11 protein-coding genes and 2 pseudogenes are annotated in these 11611 nt (G+C 69.4%); 6 read left to right on the top strand and 7 right to left on the bottom strand.

Annotated features, from left to right (window positions below):
• Nucleotides 1–146 precede the first annotated feature (146 nt).
• The 3 genes and pseudogenes from OG607_RS06195 to OG607_RS06205 form a co-directional block, all read left to right on the top strand.
• A pseudogene (locus OG607_RS06195) lies at nt 147–644 on the top strand (phosphatase PAP2 family protein); the annotation flags it as partial.
• A 280-nt stretch (nt 645–924) separates the two neighbouring features.
• Nucleotides 925–1689, top strand: coding sequence for a diacylglycerol/lipid kinase family protein (locus OG607_RS06200; RefSeq protein WP_405719792.1), 765 nt, complete (start codon nt 925–927; stop codon nt 1687–1689).
• Nucleotides 1683–2216, top strand: a pseudogene (locus tag OG607_RS06205) (phosphatase PAP2 family protein); the annotation flags it as partial. The gene OG607_RS06200 and the pseudogene OG607_RS06205, both read left to right, overlap by 7 nt.
• 85 nt (nt 2217–2301) lie before the next feature.
• Here OG607_RS06205 and OG607_RS06210 read toward each other — a convergent pair.
• On the bottom strand, nt 2302–2553 hold the full coding sequence (locus tag OG607_RS06210; protein ID WP_405719794.1) for a hypothetical protein: 252 nt from the start codon (nt 2551–2553) through the stop codon (nt 2302–2304).
• Between the two features lie 96 nt (nt 2554–2649).
• Nucleotides 2650–3114: a DUF3618 domain-containing protein gene (locus OG607_RS06215; protein WP_405719796.1), complete on the bottom strand. Its 465-nt coding sequence runs from the start codon at nt 3112–3114 to the stop codon at nt 2650–2652.
• Between the two features lie 442 nt (nt 3115–3556).
• Between OG607_RS06215 and OG607_RS06220 the strand changes: the two genes are divergently transcribed.
• The gene (locus OG607_RS06220) at nt 3557–4198 is read left to right on the top strand and encodes a hypothetical protein (RefSeq protein WP_405736586.1); all 642 of its coding nucleotides are present in this window, start codon (nt 3557–3559) and stop codon (nt 4196–4198) included.
• 132 nt (nt 4199–4330) lie between these two features.
• Here OG607_RS06220 and OG607_RS06225 read toward each other — a convergent pair whose 3' ends face one another.
• The 3 genes from OG607_RS06225 to OG607_RS06235 all read right to left on the bottom strand — a co-directional run bounded on the left by OG607_RS06225 (nt 4331) and on the right by OG607_RS06235 (nt 6556).
• A complete protein-coding gene (locus OG607_RS06225) occupies nt 4331–4756 on the bottom strand; it encodes a DUF3052 domain-containing protein (RefSeq protein WP_405719798.1) in 426 nt (141 codons plus the stop codon).
• A 136-nt stretch (nt 4757–4892) separates the two neighbouring features.
• Nucleotides 4893–5870: a TIGR03619 family F420-dependent LLM class oxidoreductase gene (locus tag OG607_RS06230; protein WP_405719800.1), complete on the bottom strand. Its 978-nt coding sequence runs from the start codon at nt 5868–5870 to the stop codon at nt 4893–4895.
• Nucleotides 5867–6556 carry an alpha/beta fold hydrolase gene (locus tag OG607_RS06235; protein WP_405719802.1) on the bottom strand — a complete coding sequence of 230 codons (690 nt, stop codon included), beginning with the start codon at nt 6554–6556 and terminating at the stop codon, nt 5867–5869. Before OG607_RS06235 ends, OG607_RS06230 begins: the two co-directional genes overlap by 4 nt.
• A 64-nt stretch (nt 6557–6620) precedes the next feature.
• On the opposite strand from OG607_RS06235, the gene OG607_RS06240 reads away from it, so the two are divergent.
• The gene (locus OG607_RS06240; protein ID WP_405719804.1) at nt 6621–6995 is read left to right on the top strand and encodes a MerR family transcriptional regulator; all 375 of its coding nucleotides are present in this window, start codon (nt 6621–6623) and stop codon (nt 6993–6995) included.
• Between the two features lie 230 nt (nt 6996–7225).
• Here the strand turns inward: OG607_RS06240 and OG607_RS06245 are convergent, their stop codons facing one another.
• Both OG607_RS06245 and OG607_RS06250 read right to left on the bottom strand, forming a co-directional pair.
• On the bottom strand, nt 7226–7579 hold the full coding sequence (locus OG607_RS06245) for a VOC family protein (protein ID WP_405719805.1): 354 nt from the start codon (nt 7577–7579) through the stop codon (nt 7226–7228).
• Between the two features lie 281 nt (nt 7580–7860).
• On the bottom strand, nt 7861–8724 hold the full coding sequence (locus OG607_RS06250; protein ID WP_405719807.1) for a PaaI family thioesterase: 864 nt from the start codon (nt 8722–8724) through the stop codon (nt 7861–7863).
• 312 nt (nt 8725–9036) lie between these two features.
• Here OG607_RS06250 and OG607_RS06255 point away from each other — a divergent pair, with 312 nt between their 5' ends.
• A complete protein-coding gene (locus OG607_RS06255) occupies nt 9037–11604 on the top strand; it encodes a Pls/PosA family non-ribosomal peptide synthetase (RefSeq protein ID WP_405719809.1) in 2568 nt (855 codons plus the stop codon).
• Nucleotides 11605–11611: the final 7 nt, after the last annotated feature.

An 11611-nucleotide genomic window follows, 5' to 3' on the forward strand; every position in this document is an offset into this window, starting at 1 on the left:
CGGAGCAGCCGGCATGGGCCCGCACACCGGCCACCGTGCGGTTCGTCAGGACGCGACGGGTAACAAGCCGTCCATGGAGACCGACAGTGATGTGATCGCCAGACAGATCCCGGCCACTGTTGCTGCTGCCGGTGCAAGCCGCGCTCATGGTGGGTCTGGGACTGCTGGTCACCGGGCCGTTGGCCGGCCGGGAGCCGCTGTCCCGGGAGGACGCGGTGAACCGGGCACTGGCCGCGCGGCGCACGCCGCTGTGGGACTCGGTGACGGAATGGCTGTCAACGGCTGCCAGTACTCCGGGAATCGTGCTCGTCGCGCTGGCATGCGTCATCGCGCTGGTGGTGCTGCCGCGGGCACCCCTGTGGCGGGAGGCCGTGTTCCTGGGCGGTTCGGTCGCGGTCCAGTCTGCGGTCTTCCTGTGCGTGACGGTCTTCGTGGACCGGGATCGGCCGGAGGTGCACCATCTGGACGCGGCTCCGCCGACGTCCAGTTTTCCTTCGGGGCATGTGGGAGCCTCGGTGGCCTTGTACGGAGGCCTGGCCACGCTGCTGATGACCCGGATGCGTGGCGCCTGGCGGCCGGTGGCGGCAGGGGTGCTCCTGCTGATCCCTCTTGCCGTGGGCGTGTCGCGGATGTACCGAGGTATGCACCACCCCAGCGATGTCGTCGGCGGGCTGGTCAACGGAGTCGCGACGCTGCTCGTCGTGGGGTACGCGCTGCTGTCCGCCGACGAGCCGGGCGGCGGCCCCGGCCGGGCCTCGCTGCCCGCGCAGCGCGGCCCCGGTGGCGGGCGGCGGGCGGCGGTGATCCGTCATCCGAAAGGGTGCGGGAGCGAGCTCGCCGGGCAGGTGCGGGAGGTCCTCGACAGATACGGCTACGCCGACCAGCGGTGGGCGGACACCTCGGCGGAGCATCCCGGAGGCGGCCATGGCGATCGTTCCCTGCGGGACGGGCAATCTGCTCGCGCGCAATCTCGGACTGCCCATGGACCCGGTCACCGCCCTGGAACGGGCCCTGGAGGGGACGTCGGCAGGTATCGACGTGGGCCGGGTGGCGGGCGACGGGCTGCCGGAGAGCCGTTTCACGGTGATGGCGGGCGCGGGATTCGACGCCGCCATGGTGCGGGACGCCTCGGAACGGCTGAAGGCACGGCTGGGGTGGGCGGCGTACGTCATCTCCGCGGTCCGCCATCTGCGGGACCCACGGATGCGGCTGTCGATCCGGCTGGACGGCGGGCCGGTGCTGGAGCGGTGGGCCCGCATGGTCGTCGTCGGGAATGTGGGCGCGCTGCAGGGCGGGCTGCCGCTCCTGCCGGACGCACGGCCGGACAGCGGGCGGCTGGACGTGGTGCTGCTCGACCCGCGGGGGGCCGGCGGATGGCTGGCCACAGCCGGGCACTTCGGGGCGCGTATGCTCCCCGGCCGTTCGCCGAGGGCCGCGTTTCCGGCAGGCGGGCAGCGGCAGGCCGGCGGTGCTCTGGAGTACTTCACGGCCGAGCGGATCGACCTGCGCTTCTCGCAGCCCCAACCCCGCGAGCTGGACGGCGACTCGGTCGGCGACGGCGTCGGACTCACCATCGAGGTCGAGCCGGGCGCCCTGCGGGCGCTGCTGCCCATGCGTACGCGGCCTGCCGAGTGCACACCGGCGGCGGAGGAGGAGGAGAACAGCAGCGCGACGGCCAGGGGCCGCTGACCATGCGCCTGCTGGTGGCGGCACTCGTCGTATGGCTGCTGGCGCGCCGGGCCTGGCGACTGGCGACATGGGCCGCCGTCACCTCCGTGGCCGGCGGCGTGATCGGCCTGCTCACCAAGAACGCCGTCGAACGCGCCCGCCCCAGCATGCCCGACCCCATAGCCCACGCACCCGGCTTCTCCTTCCCCTCCGGCCACGCGATGACCGCCACCACGTCCTGCGCCATCCTCCTTCTGGTCCTGCTGCCGCTGGTCCCCCGCTCCTGGCGCCCGGTGCCCTGGGCACTGGCCGTCATCTCCGTACTGGGCGTCGGATTCACGCGGGTTGCGCTCGGCGTGCACTGGGTCAGCGACGTCGTCGGCGGCTGGCTGCTCGGCCTCATCGTCGTCACGGCGACGGCCACCGCCTTCGAGGCCTGGCGCACCGACGTCGGACGCGCGCCCACCACGCCGACGACCGAGGGTCTGGAGCCCGAGCTCCTCTCCCCCGATCCGGAGCCTCCCGTCGACGCGCACACGAGGCACTGAGCAGGGCCGACCCAACCGGGCGTCGACACCCTCGCCGGAAAGGCCACGCCGCCGGCCCGGTCACCGGGATGCGGTACGGCGTTGACTACTGCTCCAGTCCCTCACCCTCGCAGGCCGGGTAGAGGGACTGGAGCCGGGTCCACCACTGCTTGAGGTGTTCTTCGGCCTCGTGCACCGCCCGGCTGCCGGCAGGATCCAGCGTCGCGGCGCGCCCTTCAATACAGCACTGGCACGGTGCCTGGCGGCGCGGGCGGGAGGTCGCCCACCAACGCGCGAGCAGAACGGTGCCGGTGACGGCCACTGTGGCCATGGCGCACAGGCCGTGATGAGCTTGCACGTATTTCTCCCCTTGATCAGCATCGAGCCCGCTGCGGCGTCGCGGGGGCGCCGGGCGTGGTTCAGCCGGGCCAGGTTCCGGTCAGGCGGCGCCCCTTCACCGGCGCCTCCGGCTGCGGCGGATCAGCAGGAGCGCGACCACCGCCCCGGCCGCGAGCAGCGGCGTACGGTTCTCCCGCGCGGTCTGCACTGCCTGCCCGGCCTTGTCGCGCACCGGCTCAGGGGCAGCGTCCAGGAGCCGGTGCGCGGCCTGGGACGCTGTCTCCCGCACCCGCGCCGTCGCCTGCGTGGCCTTGTCGAGCACCGGCTCCGGTGTCTTGTCCTTCACCAACTGCGCGGCCTGGGCGGCCTTCTGCCGGACCTGCGCTGTGACCTGCGCGGTCTTCTCACCGGCCTGTTCGGGGACGTCGGCCGCCTCGTCCTGGGCCTGGGCTTTGACGTCCGTCTCGGCGGCCGGCGCCTCGACGGTCTGGCCCAGTTCCTCGCGCGTGTGCTCCGCCTGCTCGCGCAGCTCCTGCGGTGTGGGCGTGGAGCCGTTGTCGTGAGACTGCTGCTCGCTCATCGGTGTGCCTTTCGTTTTGTTTCGGCCACATCGGCCCTGACGCTGTTCATGGCCTGCTCGGGCACGGCCGGGGCTGCCTTGCCACCAGGGCCTGTGATGCGAGGGCGCCAACCAGGCCGGCACCGCCGAACAGGCCTCGCCTGCCTTCCCGGTTCCCCCGGCCCTGGCCGGAGCGGTAGGTGTCTGCGCGGGCTGCGCGCGGGTGTCAGTGTCCGGGTACCCGGGGAAGCGATGCACATTCAGTTGACTTGCGAGCGTGGGCCTCATCGCAGGTAGCGCGAAGTACCAGGCCGGCGTTGCACGGGCCGGAGCGGCGGCGCAGCACCCGCCGCTCGCGCAGCCCTGTCAGATCTCTCATGAGCTGCCTGGGCGCGGCTGGCCCCGGGCCAGGACTTGGAGCCATGGCTCCTACCCACGGTGTGGCGTGGCCGCTTGGCGTGCCATGGCGACCCATAGCGATGAGCTCGGCGCCGTGCCCCGGAGCCGTCAGACGCTGAGCAGGGTTCCCGAAGTCACGCTGTACTTCTGGATCATCAAGGTGCTCACGACAGGCATGGGCGAGACCGCCTCCGACTGGCCGGCCCACCTGCTCGGCCCGATTCCCGCCGTCGGGCTGGGCGTTCCGTACCTGATGTCCACCCCGTTCTTCCTGCTGGCCCTCGGCGTGGTCTTCGCCATCTGGTACGGATGCGAGAAGACGCTGTCCATCCACAGCATCCGCACCCGGCGCCGCGAGGTCTTCTACTGGGCCACTGTGCTCGCGACCTTCGCGCTGGGCACCGCGGCCGGGGACCTGACGGCCACCACGCTGGGCCTGGGCTATCTCGGCTCGGGCGTCATGTTCGCCGTGGCCATCGCCGTACCGGCGATCGCCCATCGGCGGTTCGGGCTGGGCCCGATCGCGGCCTTCTGGTCCGCGTACGTCGTGACCCGGCCGCTGGGCGCGTCGTTCGCCGACTGGATGGCGGTCTCCTCCGACCGCGGGGGCCTGGCATGGGGGCTCGGGCCGGTCACCCTGTACTGGACGATCGCGATCCTGGCCTTCGTCGGCTACCTCGCGGCGACCCGCAAGGACGTCGCGTAAGGATCTCCCAGCAGCGCCTTCTGCGGTTTTACCGGAGACGAAGCCCGCCGTCCCGGGCCGGCCGTGGCGGCGGGCCTGGGTCTCGGCTCGGCCCGGCGCACCGTGCAAGCCACGGACCCACGGCACGCGGAGTCAGAGCCGCCCCCGGTTTTCCTTGCGCCAGACGAACTTCAGTCCTGACCAGTCCTCACCGAGCGCGGCAACCTTCACATCGACGATGCCGAAGGGAAGGAAGAGGTCGCGCAGGGCGCTCTCGGTGATGCCGCTGTCGTGACCGGCTGCGCGGCGGGGCCAGGCGATCCACAGCATCGCCTGATCGGCCAGGCCCTCGACCAGGCCGGGAGCCTCGGCGGACAGCTCGCTGAAGGAGCGGTAGAACGCGACAGTGGCATCGGCACCGATCGGGCCGCCCTCGGCAACCGTGCAGTCCTCGGGCAGGCCGGGAATCTCCCAAGCGATCGGCCCATGGAACAGATGGACCTCGTGGCCGGGCTTGATACCGATCTTCTTGGCGAGCGGCGTACTGGAGTAGCCACCACTCGCCGTGGCAGCGCTCATGCCTGGACAAGCGTGAGAACGTTGCCGGCAGGGTCTTTGACCTGCGCCCTGGTCACCCAGCCGTTATCGGTCGGCGGCATCACGCCGACAGCTCCCAGCCTCCCGGCGTGAGCGACTGGGCGCGCACTCTGCTCACTCATGTCAGGTCCTCTTCCTGGTGGAGCGTGTCGCCGTCCTGGGCCTGGATGGCGACCGGGAAGGCCTCCCTGATCACCCCAGCGAGCTGTCGCACGCGTCGCGTCGGTTCAGCGTGAGCGAACGGGAGATCTGGGCGCTGTGGTTGGGCACTGTCGGTAGAGGCTGTCAGGAACGTCCCGGGCGAAGGCGGCCATCCGTCGAGCGTAACCGTCCGGGTCGCCGAAGTGCACCGCGAGATGCTCGGCTCCGGCGGCCCGGAAGGCCTCGCGGTGCGGGCGGCCTCGCCGACGGTGCGGTCCGGGCCGTGCCAGTCGATCCGGGTGCCGGGGGACACGGTGCGGCCGTCCGTATGGGCCCGCAGGTACGCCAGCCGTTCGGCGAACGCTGCCGGGTCCAGGCCCACGCCCTGCCAGACGTCGGCATACCGGGCTGCCCGGCGCAGGGCGGCGTCGGTGACACCGCCGGTCATCACCGGCACCGGACCGTCGGGGCGTGGCTCGAAGACGCCCGTCTCGAAGCCGTACCAGCGGCCCTCGAAGGGGCCCCGGCCGGTTGCGAACAGGTGCCGGAGCAGTGCGATGGCTTCGTCCGTGCGCGCGGCCCGGCTCCTGAAGTCGGCGCCGACGGCGGTGAACTCGCGTTCGTCCCAGCCGATGCCGACACCCAGGGTGATCCGTCCGCCGGACAGCCCGTGGAGGGTCGCGACCTGTTTGGCCACCACGAAAGGACTGCGCATGGGCAGGACGAGCACGGAGGTGCCCAGCCGGATCCGGGTGGTCGTGGCTGCCAGCCAGCCCATGGTCACCAGCGGTTCGAGGACCCCTCCGTACACCGGGCCGTACTCGCCGGGCGGCAGGATGTGGTCGGGGAGCCATACCGTGTCGTAGCCGAGGGCCTCGGCCTGCCGTGCCAGGTCGGCGAGTCGGCGCTGGTCGGCCCCCGCGGCCTCGTTCGGGAGGACGACCTGCAGCTTCACTCCCCCTCACCGTCCTTCCCTTCCGAGAGCGAAAGGAGGTGGAGAAAGTCGAGGACGGGCTTCAGCCACTCCTCCGACCGCTCGACCATGACCACATGGTCGCTGTCGATCTCCGTGTACCGCGCGCCCCGGATCCCGGCCGCCAAGGCGCGGGAGCCGGCAGGCAGGACCATGCTGTCGGCGGTCGTCGCGACGACCAGCGTAGGGGCGGCTACTTCGGCCAGGTCACCGGTGGTGTCGAGGGAGGGGATCAGGTCGATGTGCGGGTGGAGTGCGGGCGGTGCCTCGGCCCGCCAGCCGGGCAGGAGGCCGAGCAGATGGTCGTCGGGCCGCGCGAACCCGGCGGTCAGTACGAGCGCGGTCACCCGCTCGGGATGGCGTACGGCGGCGCGCACCGCCACCAGCGTGCCGAGCGAGAAGCCGAGCACCGCGAACCGCCCGACGCCGCGTCGTACGGCGGAGTCGACGACCGCGTCCGTGAGCTCATCGAGGTCCAGTGGGGCGGCGGCGAGCGGGGTGCCACCCGAGCCGGGGTAGTCCGGGGCCACGACGGTGTGGGCGGCGGCGAGGGCGGGCAGAACCGGGGCGAAGTTGTCCTCGATGCTGCCGGTGGCTCCGTGGGCGAGCAGCACTCCCGGGCCGGTTCCGGTGACGGTGGTGGCAAGGGCGGGGAATGAATCGCGCATGCCCCGTACGTTGACCCATCACACCGGTGTGAAGGTCAAGTCCCAGGCGTGGTGAGGAGAATCGGTGCTGATAGGCGAGCTGTCACGGCGGACCGGAGTTGTGGCCCGGCTGCTGCGGTACTACGAGGAGCAGGGCCTGCTGTGCCCCGACCGCGACAGCAGCGGATACCGCGTGTACGCGCCCGACGCCCCGTACATCGTCGCCCGCATCCGGGGCATGCTGGCGGCCGGGCTGACAACCGATGCCATCCGCGAGATGCTGCCGTGCGCCACGGACGCCGGGCCGGGGATCGAGCCCTGCCCGGAGGTGCTGCGGACGATGGCCGCGCACCTGGAGCGGATGGACGCAGACATCGCGGATCTGGGCCGCCGCCGGGCCGCGCTGGCCGCGCTCCGTGACGCGACCGAGGCGCGGCAAAGGCGCGCGGGGGCTCACTGAAGGGTGCCGGCCGCCCTGACGCGGGGCGCCTTGCCCAGTTGCTTGGCCGAGCGCCACCGCCGGTGGCCGCTGAGCGCCGACCCCTACCTGAACGTCAGCCCCGTCACAGCCCTGCACGTCGACCGGCCCGCGGTCGGCATCTCCAACTTCCACGCGCTCCGCGACCGGATCGGGATCAACGCGCGGTCCACCCCGAATGGTTCATCATCGACCCCACCCAGGCGTGAGCCTTACTGACGCCGCTGGCCAAGGACACAGAACTCGTTGCCTTCGGGGTCTGCCAACACAACCCACGACTGATCACCCTGGCCAATATCAACACGCTGTGCGCCATGAGCCACCAGACGAGCCACCTCGGCGTCCTGGTCGTCAGGCCTGAAGTCGAGATGCAGTCGGCTCTTGACCTTCTTGCTCTCATCAAGCCGGACGAAGTCCAACCCCGGCAGGCGATCCGGCTCCGGGCGGATCTCGAACTCCTCATCAGAGGAGTGGACCACAACCCAACCAAGAGCCGTGGCCCACCACTTCCCCAAGGCCACCGGATCTACCGAGTGAACAATTACCTGTTCCCATTCCAAGGTCATCCGCCGAGCTTAGACCTGCCAGGGCTTCGAAAGACAGACACTCAGGCCTGTCACGGGGCCGCCCGGCCGGGACGCGGGGGAGGTCGGGGCGGGATGATCGGGACGGCGTTCCGGACCGAGGACGTGCCGGTGGAGGACCGGTTTCCACCTGTCGCTGGTACTCGGCGGTGGGCTGGCAACTGGTGTGGTGGAACCCCGGGTGGGCCGCCTTGCACTGTGGCGGGTGACCGAGGCGGATCGCGACGCCACCGACGCCGCTGTCGTCGCCGACCGGCGTCGCGCTAGTTCCTGCTGTTGAAGGGGGGACCGGGTTCGGTGTAACCGGCGACGGTGGCAGTGGTGCAGAGCTTGCCGGTCGGTCCGTGTGCCGTCACCTCGACGAGGCGGAAGGTCCGTCCCGCGTGTACGACCCTTGCGACGAACTCGATGCCGCCGTCGATCTCCAGTTGGCGCAGATAGGTGATGCGAGTGGAAGCGAGGGTCATGCCTTCCTCTGCGGAGAGCCACCGCGAGGCCGCGAGTTGGGACGCGCACAGGGCGATCCCCCCGTGCATCACACCGCTTGCGTTGGTCAGTTCCGCATCCTCCGGGACCCGCAGCCTCACCTGCCGGTCGTCGGAGCTGATGGAGGCGTTCAGCAACGAGAGCAAGGACTCCCGGTGGGGTACCTCTGGTCCGGACGGGTCCGACGGCTGCGCGGCCCGGTCCCCGTCGGGGATCTCGGGGACGCCGGGAACGTAGCGGCTGCGCAAGGTCATCACGGCCAGGGTCCCCGCCGACTCGTCCTCGACCGTTCCGGTCGCCAACGCGCCGTGGGAGTTGACGGACACGATTCCGCCCCGGCTCGTGACCACCTGGCCGTCGCAGGTTGGGGGCGTGGGGTAGTCGATCGAGAGTTCCGTGGTCACCGCCCAGAGTCCGTCCGGGCGCTGGACGGATGCCGCTCCGCCCAGGGTGTCGTCGATGAGGACGCCCAGCGCCGCGCTGCTGGGCATGCCGTCCAGACCGCGCATCCAGGGGCCGGAAACCGTCGTCCCCCATTGACTGCCGCTGTGGGGATCCAGGGCCATCTTGACGCGGAACAGGCGTTCGGGCCCGCCGAGGCGCTTGTGGGGCGGCATCGTCACGGTCTCGTGTGAGGTCAAGGTGATGCCTTTCTCGTTCGCGTACTGCGTGGCGGTGCGACGGGCGCCGTCACCACTGCGGATATTACCGCTCTCCAAATCGGAGAGTGGCGTTCTCCTCGTCGGCGGGCGCATCGTCCGTCCGCGACCGGCATAGGGCGGGGGTTCCGGCACGCGGTCGGGGCTGGGTTGCGTCCTGACCGTTGTGCGGCAAAGGTTGATGACGAACGCGCATTTCTGCGAGTGGACAGAGATTTCACGACCACACGAGGACATCGGCTTCAGCGCCGCGATAGCCGGATTGCTGGCGGGGTCCGTTTCCAGGGAGCTCGTATGGCGGACAAATTCGTCGAGCCATTGACACCCACACGGGAGGAATCCTCAGCCGAACAGCACGTGGACGCCGAGCCGGCGACCGGCACCGAGAGAGTTCTGGCCGAAATACTGGCAGGCGTCGTACGCACCGAGCGGGTTTCGGTCGACAGCCATTTCTTTGAGGATTTGGGAGCCGACTCGCTGCTGATGGCCCAATTCTGCGCGCGGGTCAGGAAACGGGCGGGGCTGCCGTCGGTGTCCATGAAAGACGTCTACCGGTACCCGACGCTCAGAAGCCTTGCCACGGCCCTCGCAGATGCGGTGCCGCGCACCGCCGAGGCGCCCACGCCGAGCCCGGCAGCGCCGTCGAACGACGCGGTGGTCCCTGTCAGCACGCCGCAGTACATCCTGTGCGGGGCGCTGCAGCTCCTTGTTTTCCTCGGGTATACCTGCGTGTTCGCAGTCGTCGCCACCCGTGGGATCGACTGGATCACGGAGGGGTCGGGGTGGCTTGACGTCTATCTGAGGTCGGCGCTGTTCGGTGGCGCGGCTTTCCTCGGCTTGTGCACCGTTCCGATTCTGGCGAAGTGGATGCTGGTCGGCCGGTGGAAACCCCGGCAGATCCGCGTCTGGAGCATGGGGTATCTCCGATTCTGGTGCGCCAAGACTCTGATCAGAGCGAATCCGCTCGCCCTGTTCGTGGGTTCGCCGCTCTACGTTCTCTATCTGAGAGCGCTCGGCGCGAAAGTGGGACGCGGGGTGACGATATTCTCGCGGCATATCCCTGTGTGCACAGATCTGCTCACCATCGGAGAAGGCACGGTCATCCGGAAGGACTCGTTCTTCTCCTGCTACCGGGCGCATGCCGGGCGGATCCAGACAGGTCCTGTCACCCTCGGGAGGGACGTGTTCGTCGGCGAGGCCACAGTGATCGACATCGGGGCCTCGCTGGGCGACGGTGCCCAGCTCGGCCATTCCTCCGCGCTGCACGCCGGGCAGAGCGTGCCCGGCGGCGAGTGCTGGCACGGGTCCCCGGCACAGCCGGCGTCGGTCGACTACCGGGTGGTCGAACCGGCCCGCTGTGGCACCGCGAGGAGGGGCGTCCACTGTGGCCTGCAGCTGCTGGCCACGTTGTTCCTGTACGCTCCGCTGGCGATCGGCGGCGGAGCCGCGATACTCGCCGCGGTGGCTCCGCAAATCGCCGGTCTCCTCGAGGCGGAGTCGCTGGCTTTGACCGGCTGGACCTTCTACGCCGATGCTCTGGTCACGTCGTTCGTACTGTCCTTCGGTTCTGTGCTTGCCAGTCTGGCCCTCGTGGTCACGGTCCCCCGCCTGCTCCATCTCACCCTCAAGCCGGACAGGGTCTATCGCCTCTACGGCTTTCACTACGCGGCGCACCGGGCTATCACACTCATAACCAACAGAAGGCTCCTCAGGACTCTCTTCGGTGACAGTTCCGGAATCGTGCACTATCTGCGCGGGATTGGATATGACCTTTCCCGATTCGAGCAGACCGGGTCGAACTTCGGCACCGAGGTCAAGCACGAGAACCCGTATCTTATCTCTGTCGGAACGGGGACAATGGTCGCCGACGGACTGTCGATCATCAATGCTGATTTCTCGAACACCTCCTTCCGTCTGTCCCGGGTTTCAATCGGTCCGCGTAATTTCCTCGGGAATCGGATCGCCTATCCTTCGCAGGGCAGGACAGGCGAGAACTGCCTGCTCGCGACGAAGGTCATGGTTCCGATCGACGGAGAAATACGTGAAGGAGTCGGCCTTCTCGGCTCGCCCAGCTTCGAGATTCCACGATCGGTCGAGCGCGACAGCAGGTTCGACCATTTGAAGAGCGGGGACGAACTGCGCCGCCGGCTGGCCCGAAAGAACAAGCACAATACCGCTACCGCGGGTTGGTATCTGCTGATGCGCTGGGGATATCTCTTCGGGCTCACGCTGATAGCCTCGGGAGCGGCAGACCTTCATCATTCGCTCGGGGCGCCGGTGGTCGCACTGGCCAGTTTCCTCGGCCTTCTGTTCAGCATCACATATCTCGTGCTGGTCGAACGGGTGGTCACGGGATTCAAGGCGTTGAGCCCGCTTTACTGCTCGATTTACGATCCCGCCTTCTGGCGGCACGAACGCTACTGGAAGGTGACTGCGACAACGGCGTACATCCAGGTCCTCAACGGCACCCCCTTCAAAAGCGTGGTCTGGCGGATGCTGGGTGTCCGGATAGGCAGCAGGGTCTTCGACGACGGCTTCTCCATCCCGGAGAGAACGCTGGTGACCATCGGAGACGGCTGCATGCTCAACGCCGGGGCCGTGGCCCAGTGCCACTCGCAGGAGGACGGCACGTTCAAGTCCGACCACAGCACGATCGGTGCCAACTGCACGATCGGCGTAAACGCCCTGGTCCACTACGGCGTGACCATGGGCGAGGGCGCGGAGCTGGCCCCCGACTCCTTCCTCATGAAGGGCGAGGAGGTCCCCCGGTACGCGCGGTGGGGAGGAAATCCGGCCAGGGAGATCCCAGAAGACATGCCCGCCCCGCAGGTCAGCCGGGTCGCCGGCGGAACCGGGAACTGAGAGGAGG

Source organism: Streptomyces sp. NBC_01537, from assembly GCF_045040445.1.
Lineage (GTDB): Bacteria > Actinomycetota > Actinomycetes > Streptomycetales > Streptomycetaceae > Actinacidiphila.

What these genes read in the sequence shown, in the direction of transcription:
- OG607_RS06200 (WP_405719792.1), top strand. Translation starts at nt 925, where the DNA reads ATGGCGATCGTTCCCTGCGGGACGGGCAATCTGCTCGCGCGCAATCTC.
- OG607_RS06215 (WP_405719796.1), bottom strand. Translation starts at nt 3,114, where the DNA reads ATGAGCGAGCAGCAGTCTCACGACAACGGCTCCACGCCCACACCGCAG.
- OG607_RS06220 (WP_405736586.1), top strand. Translation starts at nt 3,557, where the DNA reads ATGGCGACCCATAGCGATGAGCTCGGCGCCGTGCCCCGGAGCCGTCAG.
- OG607_RS06225 (WP_405719798.1), bottom strand. Translation starts at nt 4,756, where the DNA reads ATGAGCGCTGCCACGGCGAGTGGTGGCTACTCCAGTACGCCGCTCGCC.
- OG607_RS06235 (WP_405719802.1), bottom strand. Translation starts at nt 6,556, where the DNA reads ATGCGCGATTCATTCCCCGCCCTTGCCACCACCGTCACCGGAACCGGC.
- OG607_RS06245 (WP_405719805.1), bottom strand. Translation starts at nt 7,579, where the DNA reads ATGACCTTGGAATGGGAACAGGTAATTGTTCACTCGGTAGATCCGGTG.
- OG607_RS06255 (WP_405719809.1), top strand. Translation starts at nt 9,037, where the DNA reads ATGGCGGACAAATTCGTCGAGCCATTGACACCCACACGGGAGGAATCC.